Annotated in this window: 14 protein-coding genes; 8 read left to right on the forward strand and 6 right to left on the reverse strand. The window is 43.0% G+C overall.

Annotated features, from left to right (window positions below; genetic code table 11):
* Positions 1-54 precede the first annotated feature (54 nt).
* Both ABNE31_RS01555 and ABNE31_RS01560 read left to right on the forward strand, forming a co-directional pair.
* Positions 55-2424, forward strand: coding sequence for a glycogen debranching protein (locus ABNE31_RS01555; RefSeq protein WP_349352107.1), 2370 nt, complete (start codon positions 55-57; stop codon positions 2422-2424).
* 1 nt (position 2425) lies between these two features.
* A complete protein-coding gene (locus ABNE31_RS01560; RefSeq protein ID WP_349352108.1) occupies positions 2426-2914 on the forward strand; it encodes a regulatory protein RecX in 489 nt (162 codons plus the stop codon).
* Between the two features lie 2 nt (positions 2915-2916).
* On the opposite strand, the gene ABNE31_RS01565 is transcribed toward ABNE31_RS01560, so the two are convergent.
* A complete protein-coding gene (locus ABNE31_RS01565) occupies positions 2917-3786 on the reverse strand; it encodes a cupin-like domain-containing protein (protein ID WP_349352109.1) in 870 nt (289 codons plus the stop codon).
* Positions 3787-3894: 108 nt separating this feature from the next.
* Positions 3895-5724: a TonB-dependent receptor gene (locus ABNE31_RS01570; RefSeq protein WP_349352110.1), complete on the reverse strand. Its 1830-nt coding sequence runs from the start codon at positions 5722-5724 to the stop codon at positions 3895-3897.
* 96 nt (positions 5725-5820) lie between these two features.
* Between ABNE31_RS01570 and ABNE31_RS01575 the strand changes: the two genes are divergently transcribed.
* Together ABNE31_RS01575 and ABNE31_RS01580 are read left to right on the forward strand one after the other, a co-directional pair.
* Positions 5821-7317: a PLP-dependent aminotransferase family protein gene (locus tag ABNE31_RS01575; protein WP_349352111.1), complete on the forward strand. Its 1497-nt coding sequence runs from the start codon at positions 5821-5823 to the stop codon at positions 7315-7317.
* A gap of 254 nt (positions 7318-7571) precedes the next feature.
* Positions 7572-9047 carry a glycosyltransferase family 39 protein gene (locus tag ABNE31_RS01580; protein ID WP_349352112.1) on the forward strand — a complete coding sequence of 492 codons (1476 nt, stop codon included), beginning with the start codon at positions 7572-7574 and terminating at the stop codon, positions 9045-9047.
* Positions 9048-9121: 74 nt separating this feature from the next.
* Here the strand turns inward: ABNE31_RS01580 and ABNE31_RS01585 are convergent, their stop codons facing one another.
* Entirely contained in the window at positions 9122-9508 is a 387-nt protein-coding gene (locus ABNE31_RS01585) for a DUF2007 domain-containing protein (RefSeq protein WP_179383022.1), read from the reverse strand.
* Between the two features lie 203 nt (positions 9509-9711).
* Here ABNE31_RS01585 and ABNE31_RS01590 point away from each other — a divergent pair, with 203 nt between their 5' ends.
* The 4 genes from ABNE31_RS01590 (at position 9712) to ABNE31_RS01605 (ending at position 15418) form a co-directional block, all read left to right on the forward strand.
* Positions 9712-11508: a PDZ domain-containing protein gene (locus ABNE31_RS01590; protein ID WP_349352113.1), complete on the forward strand. Its 1797-nt coding sequence runs from the start codon at positions 9712-9714 to the stop codon at positions 11506-11508.
* A complete protein-coding gene (locus tag ABNE31_RS01595) occupies positions 11509-12042 on the forward strand; it encodes a GNAT family N-acetyltransferase (protein WP_349352114.1) in 534 nt (177 codons plus the stop codon).
* A 180-nt stretch (positions 12043-12222) separates the two neighbouring features.
* Complete coding sequence (locus ABNE31_RS01600; protein WP_349352115.1) at positions 12223-14673, forward strand: AsmA family protein; 2451 nt, start codon at positions 12223-12225, stop codon at positions 14671-14673.
* Positions 14648-15418 (forward strand): AsmA-like C-terminal region-containing protein, encoded by a 771-nt coding sequence (locus ABNE31_RS01605; protein WP_349352116.1) that lies wholly within the window; start codon positions 14648-14650, stop codon positions 15416-15418. Before ABNE31_RS01600 ends, ABNE31_RS01605 begins: the two co-directional genes overlap by 26 nt.
* Positions 15419-15516: 98 nt before the next feature.
* On the opposite strand, the gene ABNE31_RS01610 is transcribed toward ABNE31_RS01605, so the two are convergent.
* The 3 genes from ABNE31_RS01610 to ABNE31_RS01620 all read right to left on the reverse strand — a co-directional run bounded on the left by ABNE31_RS01610 (position 15517) and on the right by ABNE31_RS01620 (position 20315).
* On the reverse strand, positions 15517-15795 hold the full coding sequence (locus tag ABNE31_RS01610) for a F0F1 ATP synthase subunit epsilon (protein ID WP_293280721.1): 279 nt from the start codon (positions 15793-15795) through the stop codon (positions 15517-15519).
* An 86-nt stretch (positions 15796-15881) separates the two neighbouring features.
* Positions 15882-17390, reverse strand: coding sequence for a F0F1 ATP synthase subunit beta (atpD, locus tag ABNE31_RS01615; RefSeq protein ID WP_349352117.1), 1509 nt, complete (start codon positions 17388-17390; stop codon positions 15882-15884).
* Between the two features lie 162 nt (positions 17391-17552).
* Positions 17553-20315: a TonB-dependent receptor gene (locus tag ABNE31_RS01620; RefSeq protein ID WP_306012501.1), complete on the reverse strand. Its 2763-nt coding sequence runs from the start codon at positions 20313-20315 to the stop codon at positions 17553-17555.
* Positions 20316-20438 lie beyond the last annotated feature (123 nt).

Raw genomic sequence — 20438 nt, forward strand, 5'->3', positions numbered from 1 at the left:
TTGTTTTTACCAGTTACTGGCAAAATCCTATTTTTGATACTTAACATCCCTACCATGAAAAAAACACTCTTCGTACTACTAGGCCTATTTGTTTTGGCGTGTGCTCCCCAAACCCAACAACCACTGACCGATATTTTACAAGATTCCCCGAACATATCAGGTAAAGAAGATTATTTGGAATCCCCTTTTGTTGCCGCGGGAGACAGGGTGTACATGGTGGGCCACCAAGACGGTAGTTTCCATCCTTTGGGCTGGCATATCAAGGGAGAGATGGGAGGTATTTGGAACCATCCCATAAAACTGATGGACGGTTTTGAGGCACAATTGATCACTGAGCAAGGAGTGCTTCCTCTTGAAAATGCATCAACCTTTACCAACTATCCCTACGCCAATAAACATACCTATACTTTTAAAAATGAAGGACTGCTTATTGAACGAGTTCAATTTGTACCCGATGGAAAACAGGGCATATTCGTTCAATTTATCCTCAAAAATAATGGAGAAGACAACTTTGAGGGGGAGTTCAACTTCGTAGGGCACTCCAACTTGAGGCCAACCTGGTTGGGAGAACGTTCCAACATGATCGATTCCAAAGATTCGGGCTCTTTTGAAGAATCGCATTGGGTGGTGAAAGACAGTATCAACCCTTGGTACACTGTGTTTGGATCTAATCAAAACCCCCTTACTTCTGAAACCCTTTCCGATTCCCTTAAACCCAATGGAGCATCCCACTCACTCACCTATGCGGTGACTATTCCTGCCAAATCGGAAACGACCCTAAATTTTTCCATTGCTGGATCCTATCATTCGAAAGAAGAAGCTATCAGTACTTTTCTTGATATTTTGACCGACCATCACGCCATGGCAGCGGAGAAAAAACTTCGCTATGAACAATTGTCCCAACAGTCCAAACTGACCATTCCCGACAAACAATTGCAAGAAACCTTTGAATGGTTGAAGTACAACTGCGATTGGCTGGTGCGCACCGTTCCCGAGATAGGCACGGGCATTGGTGCCGGGATTGCAGACTACCCTTGGTGGTTTGGGGTGGACAGTGAATATGCCCTTAAAGGTTACATGGCCGTAGGCCAAGATGATGTCGTGGAACAGACCATCCAGCTTTTGGACAGCGTTTCAATGGCGGTAAACGGCAATGGTCGGATTTTACATGAGATGTCTACCAATGGCGTCGTCTTCAATGAAGGCAACATCAACGAAACCCCTCAGTTTGCCTCCTTGATATGGGAGATTTACAAATGGAACGGCGATAAAACTTTTCTGGAGAAGTACTTTCCAACCATACAAAAAGGACTAAAATGGCTTTTGGAAGCCAATGATGCCGACAACAACCTGTTTCCAGACGGTTTTGGCATGATGGAAATTCATGGTCTGGACAGCGAAATGATCGATGTGGCCTCCTACACCCAGCGCGCTTTCTCCGATGCCGCCCTGATGGCCTTGGAACTTGACCAAGCTGATCTAGCCGAGGAATATCAAGAAGTGGCGGATGAATTAAAGGAAAAAATCAATACCGAATTCTGGTCGGAAACCTTTGGGTCCTATGCTGATTTTATAGGGACAGATGCACAGGCACTTCGATTGATAGAGGATGCCTTGGTTAGAGCGGACACCTTGAACAAACCATGGGCCGTAGAGGAACTTAAGGCAACTAGGCAAGAAATTTTGAAAAACCCATCCAACAAGGCAAGGCCATTTGTGCTGTATCACAATTGGGTGGTGAATACACCCATGGAGATGGGAATTGCAGACAGTACCAAGGCGATTACAGCTTTGGACAACGCCAAAAAATTTACGAATCCCTTTGGTGTGTTCGTAACGGGAATCGACCGTGATGAGACCGCTGGGGAGGACGAAGGCTCGTTCCAAGGCAGCAAGGTGTTTTCGTATACGGGAGCCGTAATGACCTTGCCCTCCGGCGTACAAGCCGTAGCTGAAAATAATTATGGCAGACCGGACCAAGCCTTGGACTATTTAAAGCGGATGTCACGTTCCTTTAGCTATGCGCTTCCCGGCAGTATTTACGAGGTTTCACCAGATTATGGGATGATGACCCAGGCATGGAACATCTATGCCTTTGCGGTTCCCATTGTGAACCAATTTTTTGGTATCAAGCCCATGGCGCACCAAAAAACAGTCATTATAGAGCCGCAAATGCCAAGTGAATGGGACAACGCCTCTCTCGAAAATGTCAAGATTGGGAACAACCTTATTTCGGTTTGGCATAGCACATCGGAAAATGGGCATCAAATCAAAATCACACAAAACCAACCCGACTGGAAAATCCGGGTGGTTTTACCCGGTGATGGCTACACTGTACAGGAAGGCAACCCTCAAACTGAAACCAAAAACGGTAAAACCGTATTTACGTTTACCGAACCCTCTATGATTATTGGAAAAAATTAGGATGATGGCCACGTACGAATCCCCCAAAAAATATTATTCGGTTCAGGAAGCTACGGCTAAAATGGAGCATTATTGCGCCTACCAAGAACGTTGCCACAAAGAGGTGATGGACAAATTGAAGTCCATGAACATGATTCCTGAGGCCATCGACCAAATTGTGGGACATCTTATCCAAGAAAATTACCTGAACGAGGAACGCTTCGCCAAAGCTTTTGCCCGAGGTAAATTCCAAATCAAAAAATGGGGGACGAACAGGATTGTTCGGGAACTTAAGTTCAGGGATATTTCTGCATACAACATCAAAAGTGCCCTGGCAGAAATCCAGAACGAGGATTACCTAAAAACGTTTGATGAATTGGCCAAAAAAAGGTTGGGTCAAATCAAGGAGACCAATCCGTTCAAAAAAAAGAAAAAGTTGGCCGATTATCTACTCTATCGGGGTTGGGAAAGTCACTTGGTCTACGAAAAAGCGAACGAACTCGTGAAATAAGTTCAGTTCTGCAGCAATAGTTTTTGGGTCCGCTCCACAGCCTTTTCATTCTTCCAATCAATCCATTCCTGCCCTTTGATTTTGCGCATCAAATTATCAAAATGACGCATCACGAAGATGTTATAGATTGCCCTGCCCAGATTTTTGGGTTTTCTGGCGATGGCCCTGAGGCTCATCGAAAATCCGGGAGTCACATATTTCATATAATGCCAGTACCCTTCAGGGATGTACAACACATTTCCGTGTTCCAAACGGGTTACATGTCCCTTGGCATGTTGCAACGCTGGCCATTGTTCCAAATCGGGATTGGCAAAGTCGATATCCTCCCTCGTAATCAAGGAGTGGGGCACCTTATACAAAAATTTGGTTTCTTCCTGGGAAAAAAGAATACACTCCTTCTTCCCTTCAAAATGAAAGTGAAAAATATTGGCCAAATCAATGTCGTAGTGCATGAAGGTGTAGGAATCCTCACCTCCAAAAAAGAGCATGGGCAGCCCTTTCATCAGCCGAAGTCCAAAATCGGGATAGGAAAAATCCTTTTGCAATTCGGGGACTTCCTTTAAAATGTTCCAGAGAAATATCCGGTATTTGGTAGGGCCATTTTTTAGAAGATCCACATAATCCGCCATTTTCATTTTGGCATGTGGTTCGTTAAAGCCTTCGTCGTGCTTCACAGGACGATCATCGTACAAAGGAACTTCCTTATGACCCGCAATTTCTTTCATGTAGTCCAAACTCCATTTGGAATACGCTGGCCAATCCTCAATAAACCGTTCGATGACCACCGGTTTTTGGGGCTTGAAATAGTTTTGGAGAAACGCTTCCTTGGAAAGGGTCTTCTCCCGAGGTATCTGTTCAAGATTCAGCTTCAAAATTTCAAGGAATTAGCAAAAGCTAAATTACGAAAACGTTTTGAAATGGTTACGAAAACCCATCCTTTTGAGACTGGCCTGACTTATACTGGGATACTTCGTTTGGTGCTATTTAAAACTATAGCGCAAACCAAATAATACATTGCTTGGCGGCATTGGAACAAATCCTGCTTCTATGTAATCCGCATCGAAAATATTGCTTGCAGTAATGGTAAACTCTGCCTGCTTTACTTTGATTCCCAACGAAGCGTCCCAAACATTATAGGTTTGCCCTGTAGTACGTTCTGCATACTTATAGATGATATTCTGGCGCACATTTTTAAACAATTGGGTACTCAAGCGAGTGGTATACTGATGCTTTAGCGTATTTAAAGAGTAACGGGATAGTTCCTCATTTTGATCTAAAATATTATCATCTAAAAACACATAGCCCACACTTAAGGTTTGCGTAAAATCCTTGAACAAAAAATTATAGGCAGCGTCCAATTCCAAACCTTTGGTATTTACCTCTGTTATATTGGTTGCCACAAATACATCTTCAGAAACATCGTTTCTGATATAATCTATAAGATTATCCGCGTCTCTATTGAAAACAGCGATACTGGCATTAACTTTAGGCGTAGTATACTTTAGACCAAATTCCTGTGCAAATGCTTCTTCTGGTTCCAAATTTTCGTTACCACTGGAAACAGGGTCATTGTAAAACAAATCGGTATAAGTAGGTATGCGGTAGGTATAACCAATATTTCCATATACCTTAAAATTATTGGTAAGGCTATACCCTATATCCAAACCGGGAAAGGCACGGAATTTAAAGTCGGAAAAGTAAGTTAGCGCCACACCCGGAGTAATATCCAACTTGTTATCCGCTATACTAAAGCGGTGCTCCAAAAACACATTCGACATGAAACGGTTTCGATTGCCCAGGTTATTGCTTCTTAAATAGATTTTAGAAAATTCCACCCCAAAACCAGTAATTCCCAATTCAGAGGCATAGGAAGCATTGGTTTCCACACCAATCTTATTGGAAATATGCATGTTTCTGAAAAAACTGGGGTCATTTCGTCTCAAGAGAAACAAGTCTTGGTTACGTTTCCAATAGAGTCTTGGCTGTATTTTTAGGTTATTTTTCTTGAAGGTGGTAGATAACGCCAAAAGACTGTTTTGGGTTTCTTCGTACTCGTTAAATGTAGGATTGGTGGTGTAAAAGTTCTCAGCCCCATAATTACGCTCCAAAAAAGAAGCTGTCAATATAATGGGCTGCGCATTTTTATTAAAAGTGCTTTTTAAAAAGTAATTGGCATTATCATAATCCGAGTTATTTCTATATCCTTCGGAGGTTACCCTTCCCAAATGTATGATATGCGAAGAGTTTTCCTTATCCACCCCCGCAGTTACGCTACCATTTAATTGGCCAAAAGAACCCGCTTCCACATTTAAGGAAACGGAATTATTCAAACTCTTCTTTGTAATGATATTGATGGCGCCCGTAAAGGCGTTTTGTCCAAAAACCCGAGCTGCTGGACCTTTTATAATTTCTATCCGTTCGATAACCTCTAAGGGCAAAGCTGCGTTCATGGTGTGGTGACCCGTTTGCGGATCGTCCATTTTAACGCCATCTATAAGCAATAAGGTTTGGTCAAAACCACCACCTCGTATGTACAAATCAGCTTGGCTACCCCCTGTACCGCGCCTTCTAATATCTACACCTGCAACTTGTTGCAATAAATCCGCTACATTAACCGCTGCACTGTTTTTAATTTGAGCGGAGGTTACAATGTTTATGGTTCTAGAATTTTCCTTGAATGGAAGGTTGATTCGGTTGGCGATCACTACAACTTCGCTCAACGAATCTATCTTGACAGTATCGTCTTCTTGGGCTTGTACTTGAAAAGCACCAACTAGGAGCATCGTAGAAAGTAAAATTAACTTCTTCATTATTTTGAGCTTGTAACGTATGTTTTTAAGTCGTTTCCATTAGAACTGCAAAAGTCCTAACTTTCCGGACGATTAAACTAGTCCACTTTTAAAATAATGAATAGTCCGGTTTTAGATTTGTTGACCCAGCTTGTATCCATAGATAAGTCTATTGTGCAGCCTGTGTATGTGCAAGTAGCACAGCAAATCATGAATGCCATTCAGAGAGGGTATTTGGAAAAAGGCAGCAAATTGCCGGGTACCCGGATTTTAAGTGAGTTATTGAACGTTCATCGCAATACTGCTGTGGCCATATATGATGAATTGGCCTCGCAAGGATGGGTAAACATTATTCCCAACAAAGGAACTTTTGTGGTGGTGCCAGAAGGTTCCGAGGTAAAGATCAAGGCAAATACACAGCACATCAATCAGGCTTATCAGTATCCCAAAAGTCCGGGGTTCCCATTCCAACAATCCTTTAATTTAGCATCTACCAGAGAGGAGACCACTGCCAAATATTCTATAAATGATGGTAAGCCCGATTTAAGATTACATCCTGTGCACCAATTTTCCAGGTGGTATAGCGCTGCGATGAAACGAAAACCATTGATCAACAAATGGAATAGAACAAGCGCCTTGGTTCCTTCAGTTTTTAGCACTCAACTTTGCAATTACTTAAATGCCACCCGGGGCTTTCATATCAAACCAAACAATTTATTGAACACCCGGAGTACCGAAATGAGTCTGTATATAGTTTCGCGGGTACTGATACATCCGGGCGATTTGGTACTGGTAGGACAACTGAGCAATTACGTGGCCAACATGATATTTCAACAAGCAGGGGCAAAACTAAAAACAGTACCGGTAGATGATGAGGGAATGGATGTGGGCTACATCAAAAAGCATTGTGTACATGGGAAAATTCGGTGTATTTATGTTTGCTCCAATCGGGACTACCCTACCACCATCACCTTAAGTACCAAAAGAAGGCTACAATTATTGGAATTGGCCAAAATCCATGGTTTTGCCATAATTGAGGACGATTTTGACCATGATTTTCAGTTTGAGGGTTCTCCGATGTTGCCTATGGCCAGTGCAGATGCCAATGGGAATATGATTTATTTAGGCAAACTGGGACAATCATTATTTCCCAGTTTTCATACTGGGTTTGTCGTGGCACCCGAACAGGTCATTACAGAGGCCCATAATTACTTGCAATTGTTGGACACCCAAGGCGACCTCATACAGGAACAAATGCTATCTGAACTAATATCCGAAGGTGAAATATACCGGCTCACAAAGAAAAATATAGTAACCTACAAACAACGTAGAGATGCGTTATGCGCTTTTTTAAAAGAACATTTTGACGATATACTTGATTGGCAAATACCCTCTGGAGGACTTGCCCTATGGCTGCGATTTAAAAATCCCCTATCTCTGGTAAAACTAGCCGAAGAGGCTGAAAAATTGGATGTATTCCTGCCAAAAACAATCCTCTATCAAGATAAAAATAACTGCGCCATACGTTTTGGATATGGGCATTTAAACGAGGAAGAGCTTAAAATCGCAATGGAAAAGTTAAAACAGGCATACCTTCAGTTGATCGCTGCGTAAAATAAAGAGATTGACTAAAAAAGACCATTTCTTGTCAGTTCGAGCGCAGTCGAGAACTTAAAGTGCTTTGACATTAAATGGGTTTCGACTGCGCTCAACCTGACAAAGTCATGATAATCCTGCTTTATAGAAGGCTTGTTAAAGGGTATCCTATTTAAGCCTCATTTTTCTGCTGCTTCGGAACCTCCCTAAACATTCAAATTTATCTATATTGCAAAGAGGATAATGAATGACCAAAAAAGCTGAATACCACCGTGCTTAAAAAATTACGTTCCTTAAGGTATCAAGACCTGGACTGGAAAACAGTCGCCTTTGTTTTGGTCATAATCTCAATTTTCATCCGTTTCCCTTTCTTTTTTAGGGATTACGTGGACCGGGACGAGAGCACTTTCATTTTGATGGGACAATCTTGGGTGAACGGGTATTTGCCATACACCCAATTGTGGGACCTGAAACCACCGATTACATTTCTCTATTTTGCCATCATCATCAAAATTTTCGGGAAAAGCTTCTTTGCCATTCGTTTTTTTGGTTCGTTGCTGGTTGCGCTTACCGCTTTATTTACCCACGGTATTGCATCAAAAATCACCTCAAAAAAGATAGCCTTTTGGGTGGCGATATTCTGTGTTTTTTTTCAAAGTCTGTTTGGCAGTTTGCAAGGAGTGATGTCGGAGCACATTTGTACTTTCTTTTTTGTGGCAGCGCTCTTCATTCTGTTCACCAAAGAGGATAGTAAATGGTTTTTTACGGCCGGACTCCTGTTGGGACTTTCGGTAATGAGCAAGCTCAACATGGCCTATCCCGTTTTAAGTTTGGGCGTTTTTTACCTCTGGGAGGGATTTCATACCAAACGGCTTTGGATAAATTTGAAACATCTGGTGTTCATGGGAGTCGGCTTTTTGTTAACGGTTCTTTGTACACTACTCCCCTATTACCTCCAAGGGATTTCCGACGTTTGGTGGAAATCCATTTTTGAAGCGCCTTTGGCCTATTCTGAGGGGAAATTTCATTCACCATGGAAAACCTTGCCTTACGTTGGAACCATTGCGCTCTTGTTGGGTGGTATTTACTATTTTAAGTGGGTGGATTGGAAATCAAAAGGAATACAACTGTTAACCATTGTAGTTGTTGGAATATTGTTTTCGTATGTTCAAGCAGGCAAGGTGAACGGGCATTATCTCATCCAACTATATCCATTTATTTTGATTCCCTTGGGCATGGCCGTGAGCAAACTTCCCGCGATTCCGAAAAAGTTTAGCCCGATTGTTATCGTACTCCTTGTTTTGATTCCGATGGAATCCTATTTGGAATATGGAAACATTGTTTCCAACAAGTTGAAAAAGGGCTCCTTTTATAATGGAGAGGGCATAGACGTGCCAAGGTATATTTTGGACCATAAGCTGGAAACCGAAAATATTTTCTTTACGGAGTACCATATTGGATACTGGCAGTTGGATGAATTGCCTCCGACCTCAGCCGCAACCCACCCTAGTAATATTGCCCGCGAAGAATTGTTTCCCTACATGAACAATCCCAGTAAATCAGGTCTTGAGGAACTACAATACATCATGGAGGTCATTCAGCCCAAAATCGTAGTAGCTAGAAAGGGTAAACGCATTTTTTACGAAAAATTAGTCCAGTACAACACATATATCGATGCCTACTTGGCCCAACATTACGAGTTAAGGGCTACCGTAGATCGTGGGCTTATTTACCAGCGATTAGAGTGATTATAAAGTTCACTCAACAACAGTAGAAATCAGGGTTTTAACTGCCGCTGTTGAAATTCCAATCCCAAACACGTTCAACTTGCCGGGCGTGTAATAAAGTTACAGTTCATACATTGATACTTCCTGGGCTCAAAAAACGGAAACAATTTATAGAAGACATTGCTACGGGAATAATAGATTTCGGATTTGGTCGCCTTGCAATTAGGGCATACCACTGGATTGCCAAATTCGTCCGTGGCGTAGTTGCGCACTTCGTCAAAAATTTCCTTGGCCCGTTCCCTATCGGTGGAATATACTTGGAGCTTGACCCCACCAAGGGCCGCACTGATCAATGGGTCGGAATTAATGGTAGCCTCGTCCCTTAAAAAAACCGGGATGCCTTCCGCTTCCAATTTCCCCTTAATGACCACGGCATCGGCAGGAAACTCAAACGTACCCAATGTGTGAAATTCTGTTTTCATGCTTCCTTATATTTTTGACTTATGGCAGCCCCTTTGTTATTTCTTCCTTCGTACTAAAACGTACAAACAATATGGCAATCGCTCATTTTCTTGTTAAAATAGTCGATTTTTTCAAATAGCTGCCAAAAAGTTTCTCCTTCCCACAAATCTAGCACTTACGCAGATTAAACCGTATCTTGGTGGCTCTTAAACCTTTGCCAAAAATGAGATTTACCCTTACTTTTTTTGCTCTATGTGTTGGGCTATTCATAAATGCCCAGACCAATACCTATCACATTTCCTTTGAGAACGCCGTACACCACGAGGCCGCCATTCAAGCCACTTTTCCCAACTTGACCGAAGACACTGTGGAGTTTCGGATGAGCAGGACCTCTCCAGGTCGCTATGCGCTCCATGAATTTGCCAAGAATGTGTATGATTTCAAAGCTACAGACAGCAAAGGAAAAGCTTTAAAAATTACCCGTCCCAATCCCTATGCGTGGGAAGTCAGCGGGCACGATGGCACCATCAACATAAGCTATATTTTGTTTGCCAATCGGGGCGATGGTACCTATTCCCAAGTAGATGAAACCCATGCGCACTTGAACATCCCTGCGACCTTTATGTTTGCTCCCAAACTGAGCGAACGCAACATCGAAGTAACCTTCGACCTCCGCGAGGATTTGGATTGGAAAGTGGCCACCCAGTTGCCTTTGGTATCTGGCACCACCTATTCCGCCCCCAACCTCCACTATTTTATGGACAGTCCTACGGAAATCAGCAATTATATGCTTCGCTCTTTTGAAGTAGATGGGAAGACCATCAACCTTGCGCTGCACCATAACGGTACCGAAGCGGAAGCAGACGAATATTTTGAAAAGGTGAAAAAGGTCGTTCTGGCCGAGAAAGAGGTGTATGGCGAACTGCCCGATTTTGATTATGGAAGCTACACCTTTTTGGCCTGCTACATTCCCAATGCTTCGGGCGATGGCATGGAGCATCGGAACTCTACTATTTTGACGAGCACCCGTAGCTTGGCCAACGGAGGCATGGAACGTAACATTGGGACGGTTTCGCACGAGTTTTTTCACGCATGGAACGTGGAGCGTATCCGCCCAAAGACCTTGGAACCCTTCAATTTTGAGGAAGCCAACATGAGCGGTGCACTTTGGTTTGCCGAAGGCTTTACCAGCTATTACACCGGTCTTATCCTGTGCAGAACAGGGCTTTCTTCACCTAAAGATTATGTAGAAGGATTGGCCGGAACCTTTAATTATGTTTGGAACTCCCCGGCGCGACAATTCTTTAATCCGATAGAGATGAGTTTTCAGGCCCCTTTTGTGGATGCTGCTACTTCAGTGGACCCCGTCAACCGGGAAAATATGTTCATTTCGTACTACTCCTATGGCAGTGTTTTGGGCTTGGCCCTGGACCTTTCCCTTCGCGAAAAAGGATTGAACCTGGATGATTACATGAAATTAGTTTGGAAGCAATACGGCAAAACCGAAGTTCCCTATACCATCCAAAATCTTCATGATGCTTTGAATACATACGCAGGAAAAGCCTTTGGCGATGATTTCTTCAGCAAATACATTTACAAAAGTGACATGCCCAATTACAAGGATTTGATGGCCTCCGTGGGTGTGGTTTTGGAACAGCCTGAAGCCTCGGCCTATTTTGGGGCCTATGTTTCGATGAGCGCCGACAAATCTGGCTATATGATACTCAGAAATACAAAAATAGGAAGTCCGGCATACCAGGCTGGCTTGGATAACGGCGATGTCATCCTTAGCATCAACAACGAACCCTTTGCCGAGGATGAATCGTTTGATGACTACTTGAAACGATTTGGAATGGGCGAACCGTTGCAGGTAAAATTCACCCGTTTTGGAGAAGAAAAGACCACCGAAATAGTCTTGACCCCCAGTCCAGATTATGTCTTTAGTTTGATGGAGGACAAGGATGAAAAACCATCCAAACAAGTCCTGGAGCACCGCAAAGCTTGGCTCAAAGTGAAGTAAATGATCATTTACAAGCAGGCAGAAACGATGAGGGAGCTGGAACAGATTCTGGACCTTCAGCAGCGTAACTTACCCAAAAATATCAGTCAAGAAGAAAGGGAGAAAGAAGGATTTGTGACAGTGGAGCATGATTTAGATCTCCTTAGAGCCATGAACGCTATGTGTGGACACATTATCGCGGTGGATGAACAGCTTGTTGTAGGCTACGCACTTTGCATGCACCCCAATTTTGCAGATGCCATTGAAGTACTCCGACCCATGTTCCATGAAATCGAAAAAGTTCTCGGACCTAAGGACAATTACATGGTGATGGGTCAAATTTGTGTAGCCAAGAGTCATCGGAGACTAGGTATTTTTAGAAAGTTGTACCGAACCATGAAGGAAAAATTGCCGAAAGGCTTTGACAAGATTATTACGGAAGTGGATGGCAAAAACAGGAGGTCCCTTGTAGCACATAAAGCGGTTGGATTTAAGCCTCTAACTATTTATCAAACTAGTGAACGTGAATGGCGTATCTTACTCTTGGAACGCTGACCTACAGAAACCTTTCAAAAAGCCAGCTTGGCCTGCAATAATTCCTCTTGATGATGAGTTATACTAGTGGTTTCAAACTGGGTTTGAAACGATTAAAATTCCTCAACCTTTATTTTACGGAACGCTTGAATATCAAACATACCCATTAAAAATGGGTTCTAGATTAACAGTATAGCGGATATGAAATTCATATTTTTAAAAAAGCGAAAGTTTTGGTTGCGGTTGATCATTATCTCCATTCTATTGCCCACAATGTCCTTTGGGGCTTTGTTGCTCTATATCCATAAGGCGCAAAAAGACATCATACAAGACCAGATTTCCGCGCTCAATGCACAGCACGAGGGTCGTATTGCTTTGGCTGATTCCAAATTATCCTTGTTTGGCAACTTTCCGTACATCTCCATGAAGTTGTACCATCTTCAGATTTACGAGAACAAAACCGAGTCCTCTCCATTGATTGCAGAGGTGGACAATCTCTATGTTGGCCTAAATCTTTGGGATATCGTACAAGGAAACTACGATATTCAGTCGCTACGGGTTAAAGAGGGAGTTTTCAATCTGGTGATGCATAGCGATGGCACCAACAATCTTCAAAACGCGCTCCAAAGTGCCAGCGAAACCGAAGAAGCCGAACCTTTCCACATACATCTGAAAAAAATCAAACTGGAAAAACTAGATATCCACAAGTTGGACGAAGCTACAAACATGGATATTGAAACCTTTATCCATAAGGCCGATGGCGGATTCCAGTGGGGTGATGGCCTCATCAATGCACATATGGAGACCGAGTTTCTGTTAAACATCTTCGACAACGGAAACCAGACCTATATCCATCATAAAGATTTTAAGCTCAATACCGATATCAATTTCAATGAGGAAACAGGCGTTCTTCAGATAAAGCCGTCCAGTATTACCATGGAGCATGGTGACTTTGAATTGGATGGTTCGCTGGAAACCAAAAACAACATGAACATTGACCTAAAGGTCAAGGGAACCAAACCCAATTTTGATGTGTTCATCGCCTTTGCTCCGGATGACCTTATCCCAGTTTTGGAACGGTACAAAAACCAAGGGAACATTTACTTTAACGGCGTGTTACAAGGGCCGCTCAAGGATGGAAAGATGCCTTTTATTGAGGCTGAATTTGGTGCCAGCGAAGCCTTTCTCGAAAACACCAAGGAGCGAAAGCGCATCAACCAAATGGGATTTAATGGATATTTCACCAACGGGGAAGATCGTAGTTTAAAAACCATGAAATTTTCCTTGGCCAATATGAATGCCAAGTTGGAGTCGGGTAATTTTTCGGGCTCCATTATGGTCGAAAACTTTGAGCAACCTGAGGTGGATATGCGATTGGATGTGGATTTCAATTTGGCATTCATGACCAAGTTTTTAAATATGACCGAGATTGAAAATGTGGCGGGTGATGTTTCCTTAAAAATGAACTTCCACGACATTATCGATCTCGATAATCCGGAAAATGCACTCAGCGACCTCAATCAGGCCTATTTTAGCGAACTTAGAATCACCAACCTAAGTATGGTTTCATCGGAAATGCCAGCTCCCCTCAACCGACTCGATGTGCATCTTATTATGAAGGGCAAACAGGCGACTTTGGACACCTTCAATATATCCATGGGCAATTCCGATCTTTCCATGACCGGTTATATTTCTGACTTGCCGTCCATCGTACACCATACAGAGACACCTGTAAAAGTGCATCTGGATCTTCAATCGAAAATGCTCGACCTTGCCGAATTGACGGGATACTCTGCGACAGCAAACAAGGGCATCAATGAACAGATTACCAACTTAAGTGCTGGCTTTTCCCTTGTTGCATCCGCTAAAAACTTTACGGAAACCGAGTACTTACCCAAAGGGGAGTTCTTCGTGGACAGTCTGTATGCGGAACTCAAACACTACCCCCACCGATTGCATGATTTTCATGCGGACGTCCTCATCGATGACAAAGATCTGAAAATAGTGGATTTTATCGGAGAGATAGACGATTCCGATTTTCACTTGAACGGATTGGTCCACGACTACCGGTTTTGGATGAAGGATACGCTCAACGGGGATGTAGACCTCGATCTCACCTTGGCATCAGACCTATTACGACTAGAAGATTTGTTCTCATACAAGGGTGAAAATTATGTCCCTGAGGAATATCGGCATGAAGAATTTGAAAACCTGACCATGCACATCAATTCCAGTATGCATTACAAGGATTCTGCATTGCATTCCATTGATTTGGATGTGGATGGATTGGACACCAAAATGCACCTGCATCCCATGCGGTTTCAGGATTTCAATGGCAGGATACACTACGAAGACGAGCATCTGGTCATCGAAAATCTACATGGACAAATTGGAAGAACGGTTTTTGATGTAAGCCTCAACTATTATCTAGGACAGGATGAAAGCATCAAAAAACGCGATAATAGTTTAACGCTGAATGCCAACTATATCGATTATGACCAGCTTTTCAGTTTCAATACCGCAGCCCCAACACCAAAAAACAACTTGGAAATCGATTCCAGCACCGTATTGAAACATGCAACGGCATTCAATATTTATGAATTGCCATTTACCGATATGCAATTTGATGTCCGTAGGGCACTTTATCCGTAATCGAATCGATTTTAAGAATATCAACGCCAGTTTGCGCACCACAAAGGACCACTTCGTGTATGTGGATACCTTGAGCATGGAGGCTGCCGGTGGACAGTTTAATCTGTCGGGGTACTTTAACGGTAGCGACCCAAAGCAAATTTACCTGAGTCCCAACCTAACACTCAAGAATGTGGATTTGGACCAACTGTTGTTCAAGTTTGAAAACTTTGGACAGGACCATCTGGTATCAGAAAATTTGCATGGAAAGGTTTCATCACATATTAAGGGGAAAATCAGGGTTTACCCCGATTTGGTTCCCGATCTGGACGAATCGGAAATACATATGGATGTCCAAGTGCTCAATGGGAGGTTGGTGAATTACAAACCCATGCTTATGCTGTCCGACTATATGGGGGATAAAAACCTGAGAAATGTCCGGTTTGATACCCTTCAGAATCGTTTGGACATTACTAAAGGTAAGATGACCATTCCCGACATGACCATTGAATCTACCCTCGGACATATGGAGCTTTCCGGCACCCAGGATATGGAGCAAAATATCGAATATTACGTCAGAATCCCATGGAAAACGGTGAAAAGGGCAGCGGTGTATAAGTTGTTCGGCAATAAAAAGGACAAGGACTCCATTCCCACAGACGACAAAATTATTGAAGTGGACCCTACCAAGAAAATTCGCTACCTCAACTTAAAGATCCACGGGAATATCGACGATTATAAAGTTTCTTTGGGGAAGGATAAATAGTAATTTTCATTCTATCTGTCATTGTACCAATACTTGGATACCAAAAACAAAAAAGCCGCTCCAATGGAGCGGCTTTTCTATGAATGAATTCATTTATTTTAATCGGCTAGGACGATGACTTTATTGTCCTTCATCTCTACGGTTCCACTGCTGATAGCCAGAACAGTCTCTCCATTGCTTCCTTTGGAAAATTTATTGGCAAAGGCTTCATCAATGGTGATGTTACCTTTTACCTTAACGTTTCCAGCTTGCAATAGAGATACAACTGGAGCGTGGTTCTCCAACATCTGGAACTCACCGTTTACTCCGGGAACGGTAACTGAAGTTACGTCTCCTGAGAATAAAGTGGCTTCGGGTGATACTATTTCTAAATACATATTTTCTTTTGTCATTCCCGTGCAAACGGGAATCTTTTAACTTTGACTAAATTTCCTATGAGATTCCTGCTTTCGCAGGAATGACATTATGCTTCCGCGAGCATTTTCTCTCCAGCTTCGATGGCTTCCTCGATAGTTCCTTTAAGGTTGAAGGCAGATTCTGGCAAGTGATCTAGTTCACCGTCCATGATCATGTTAAAACCTTTAATGGTCTCCTTAATATCAACCAACACCCCAGGAATACCTGTAAACTGCTCTGCTACGTGGAAAGGCTGAGACAAGAAACGTTGTACACGTCTAGCTCTACCTACGGCCAATTTATCTTCTTCAGAAAGTTCTTCCATACCCAAGATGGCAATAATATCCTGAAGCTCTTTATATCGTTGCAACAACTCTTTTACACGCTGTGCGCAATCGTAATGCTCTTTACCCAAAATCTCAGGGGTCAAAATCCTAGACGTTGAATCCAAAGGATCCACAGCGGGATAAATACCCAACTCGGCAATTTTACGGGATAGTACGGTTGTTGCATCCAAGTGAGCAAACGTGGTTGCTGGCGCAGGATCCGTCAAGTCATCCGCAGGAACGTAAACCGCCTGTACAGATGTAATGGAACCTCTTTTGGTGGATGTAATCCTTTCCTGCATGGCACCCATCTCTGTTGCCAATGTGGGTTGGTAACCTACCGCAGATGGCATACGACCTAAAAGTGCGGATACCTCAGAACCTGCCTGGGTGAAACGGAAAATGTTATCTACGAAGAAAAGAACGTCTTTTCCTTGTCCTTCGCCTGATCCATCACGGAAATACTCTGCAATGGTCAATCCAGACAATGCCACACGGGCACGTGCCCCTGGTGGCTCATTCATCTGACCGAACACGAAGGTCGCCTTGGATTGTTTCATAGCAGCTTTATCTACTTTGGACAAGTCCCATCCTCCTTCTTCCATGGAGTGCAAGAAATCGTCACCGTATTTGATAATACCGGACTCCAACATCTCACGAAGCAAATCGTTTCCTTCACGGGTACGTTCCCCAACACCGGCGAACACGGACAAACCACCGTGACCTTTTGCAATGTTGTTGATCAACTCCTGAATCAATACCGTTTTACCTACCCCGGCACCACCGAACAATCCAATTTTACCACCTTTTGCGTAAGGCTCGATAAGGTCGATTACTTTGATACCCGTAAAAAGTACTTCGGTTGAAGTGGAAAGATCTTCAAATTTTGGAGCTTCCCTGTGAATGGGCAGTCCTTTGTCTCCAGTTTTAGGCAGTTCCTCCAAACCATCGATTGCATCACCGATTACGTTGAATAGACGTCCGTACACCTCTTCGCCAATCGGCATTTGAATTGGGTTTCCGGTAGCTACGACCTCTACACCCCTACTCAATCCGTCGGTTGAGTCCATAGAAATGGTTCTTACGGTATTCTCACCAATGTGTGATTGTACTTCCAAAACCAATCTTGAGCCATCAGCTTTTGCAATTTCAAGGGAGTCATAAATTCTTGGGATTTCTACCCCTGATTCAAACTCAACATCAATGACCGGGCCTATAATTTGGGCAACCTTACCTGTTACTTTAGACATTAGTATGTTTATTTTTAATTGAATACGCGGAAAATATCCGCTGATTTTTCGGCTGCAAAGATATGCTTTTACATTTTTATTCAGAAACCGATTTCAGCTTTTTTTTAAATAAAAAAGGCGTTGGAAAACCCAACGCCTTTTTTCAATCTTTTCAACTGTAGTTTAGGGGTTTATGGTCCATGACAAATAGTAAATGGAACCTATAAAACCGGTACCTACGGCCGTAAAATATTCGTCTCCCAAAATATTGGACCCGCCCAGCTTAAAGATAGACTTGATGCTTGGTACAGCATAGTTGATCTGTGCATCCAATACGGTGAATGCTGGGACAGTACCATCTGCAAAAGAGGCTTCCCAGAAATAGGTATCACTCCAACGATAATTCACATTAAACCCGAAATTCTTGAATAGGGCCGTGTTTCCGAAAGATGCTTTGACCTTATGTCTTGGCGTGTTGAAGTTAGTTCTCAAATCTGGGAACCGTCCTTCATCGATATCCAATTCGGCAAAGGTGTAGTTGACGCCTAAATCAAAATTACCCAGTTTGGTATCTACACCAACGGTTGCTCCATAGGAATTAACGTCCGCTTCGGAGTTGGTATAAGTTTGGTAAACCTGAAAATCCCCGTTCTGTAAAGCCAAGAGAGATAGACCTCCATCCCCTGCTTCACCATAAAAGGGTACCGCTGTGGTGGTATTGGCCAAGAAATTACTGTAGCTGTTGTAATAACCGCTCATATCAATGGTAAACTTACCTACTTGGGCTCTATATCCTAACTCGTAGGCTGTAATTTCCTCTGGTTGAACCAAAGGTGTATTTACTGCTTCAGGTGCACCAGCTTGCAAGGAACTGGTGGAGTAAGCGTTTTCATATGCCTCACGTCCCACAATTTCCACGGTAGACTGTCCAATTAAAGCCTGTCCGCTTTCACTAACGTCGAAAGTACGAACATCCCTATCCAAGTTATCGGGTGCAGAACCTACCAAAATGGCACGACCGGCATTCAACCCAATGAATAAATCTTGTGTGGTGGGGTTTCGGAAACCTTGCTGCACGGAAACCCTAATATTATGGTTGCGTTCTTCACCCAAGGTATACGCCAACGATACTCTCGGTGAAAGAAATCCATCAAAAAACTCATTTTTATCGTAACGGGCAGAACCTGTAAACTTCAGACGATCATCCAAAAATTTCTTCTGTACCTGAAGATAAGCACCGTATTCATTATAAGAAATTGGCCCATCTATATCGGTAAAAATAGTACCATTAGAATTCAACACATACTCTCTAAATGATCCTCCAATTTGAACATCGGCCCAATCATCAATAAGATGTGCCAAATTGTAATTTCCGTTCACGTGACGGAATTTGGTCCTATCGATAAATTTAGCTCCCGTAGTCAAGTCGCCATCATTGATCACTCTATTGAATGTACTCTCAAAAGCTGGTGTTCCCGGAATCAATCTACCTTGGTCGGCAGCTTGTCGTCCTGCAATATGTGCTTGGGCAGATGCCTCATCTGGGCTAAGGCCCGCTCCCTGAATTCCACCTAGGTAAGTTGGGATGTAAGCTCTGGCATAATCGGTAAACCATTGGGTATCCGACTTCCAGGCCCTATTAACGTTAATCGCCGCAAAACGGGTATCGTAAGCATCTCCAGAATTTTCGGAGACGATATAACCCCTAATAAAGAAGTTGTCGTTTTTGATTTCCAATTTATGTTGCTGCATGGTAAACCCCGCCACTGCGTAACGGTTGGCACCTTGATAGATAGTGGTACCACGACCAATCCTACTATTCAAGATAATCTCCAAATCATTGGCAAACGGACGGTAGTGCACAGCGAAATCCGTCTTCACACTTTCCGCATTATAGTTCGCCAAATCGGCTTCATCATATCCTGTTCTGGAAATTAGGGCCGACCCAACGGTTCCGGAAGGAAATCCTGCGGCAGCGTCAAAATTCAGAACTGTGGATACCTCATCACCATATACGTTCAATCCATCATAAGCCGGATTGGAACGATCGGCGCCTGGGTTGTTCAAGTCCACACGACTGTTGGCGTGCCAATCTTCACCGGTCAATACAGAAAGGTTGGCCTTTACTGCCAATTTATCGCTAAAAGCATGGGCAGCTCGAATACCAAAATCCTTGTAAAAATTGCTTCCTGCGGCGTCTTGGGTAGTTACCCCGCCCTTGGCGTAAGCACTGATTCCTTGAAAGTCAAAAGGACTTTTACTGGTCATGAACAAGATACCGTTAAAGGCACCTGCACCGTACAATGCGGAAGAAGCTCCCGGAAGGATTTCCACACTTTGTACATCCAATTCGGACATCCCCACCAGGTTACCCAAAACGAAGTTCAGACCCGGGGCGGTGTTATCCATTCCATCGACCAATTGCAAAAATCGGTTGTTTGCAAAGGTGGCAAAACCTCTGGTGTTGATGGACTGAAAGGTTAAACTGTTGGTGTTGATATCAACCCCTTTTAAGTTTTGAAGTCCACCATAAAACGATTCGGCCGTAGTATTCTTGATTTCCTTCAGTCCGAATCTTTCTACGGATACGGGTGATTCAAAAATACGTTCGGGCGTTCTCGAAGCGGAAATCACAATTTCGTCGAGCATGGTGTTTGCTTCGGAAAGTGTGATATTGAGTGTTTGGTTGTTTGAAGTGACATTCGCTGTGAAATCCGAGAAACCAATACTTGAAAATTGAAGTTTAAATGGGGGCACTTCACTTGTATTAAAGGTAAAATTCCCATCAAAGTCCGTAGTGGTTCCTTCCGCTTTTCCAACCAAGACCACGTTGGCCCCAGGAATGGGGGCATTGTTTTCATCAACTACCGTTCCCCTTACAGTGGTTTGGCCATAGGTGGTTGCCAAACCCAGTAGCATTAGGGAAACAAACATAAGTCTTTTCATTTGCTATGGATTAGAGTTAATTTAGTTTTTGTGCATGTTAAGTATCAAACGGGAAGATACATTTTTTTTTATTTCAATAATACAAATTTGAAAAAAATTATGCATGCATAATACTTTATTGGC

The organism is Flagellimonas sp. MMG031 (assembly GCF_040112705.1).
In the GTDB taxonomy this organism is placed as follows: Bacteria; Bacteroidota; Bacteroidia; order Flavobacteriales; family Flavobacteriaceae; genus Flagellimonas.

What these genes read in the sequence shown, in the direction of transcription:
- ABNE31_RS01555 (WP_349352107.1), top strand. Translation starts at nt 55, where the DNA reads ATGAAAAAAACACTCTTCGTACTACTAGGCCTATTTGTTTTGGCGTGT.
- ABNE31_RS01560 (WP_349352108.1), top strand. Translation starts at nt 2,426, where the DNA reads ATGATGGCCACGTACGAATCCCCCAAAAAATATTATTCGGTTCAGGAA.
- ABNE31_RS01570 (WP_349352110.1), bottom strand. Translation starts at nt 5,724, where the DNA reads ATGAAGAAGTTAATTTTACTTTCTACGATGCTCCTAGTTGGTGCTTTT.
- ABNE31_RS01575 (WP_349352111.1), top strand. Translation starts at nt 5,821, where the DNA reads ATGAATAGTCCGGTTTTAGATTTGTTGACCCAGCTTGTATCCATAGAT.
- ABNE31_RS01585 (WP_179383022.1), bottom strand. Translation starts at nt 9,508, where the DNA reads ATGAAAACAGAATTTCACACATTGGGTACGTTTGAGTTTCCTGCCGAT.
- ABNE31_RS01590 (WP_349352113.1), top strand. Translation starts at nt 9,712, where the DNA reads ATGAGATTTACCCTTACTTTTTTTGCTCTATGTGTTGGGCTATTCATA.
- ABNE31_RS01595 (WP_349352114.1), top strand. Translation starts at nt 11,509, where the DNA reads ATGATCATTTACAAGCAGGCAGAAACGATGAGGGAGCTGGAACAGATT.
- ABNE31_RS01600 (WP_349352115.1), top strand. Translation starts at nt 12,223, where the DNA reads ATGAAATTCATATTTTTAAAAAAGCGAAAGTTTTGGTTGCGGTTGATC.
- ABNE31_RS01605 (WP_349352116.1), top strand. Translation starts at nt 14,648, where the DNA reads ATGTCCGTAGGGCACTTTATCCGTAATCGAATCGATTTTAAGAATATC.
- ABNE31_RS01610 (WP_293280721.1), bottom strand. Translation starts at nt 15,795, where the DNA reads ATGTATTTAGAAATAGTATCACCCGAAGCCACTTTATTCTCAGGAGAC.
- atpD (WP_349352117.1), bottom strand. Translation starts at nt 17,390, where the DNA reads ATGTCTAAAGTAACAGGTAAGGTTGCCCAAATTATAGGCCCGGTCATT.
- ABNE31_RS01620 (WP_306012501.1), bottom strand. Translation starts at nt 20,315, where the DNA reads ATGAAAAGACTTATGTTTGTTTCCCTAATGCTACTGGGTTTGGCAACC.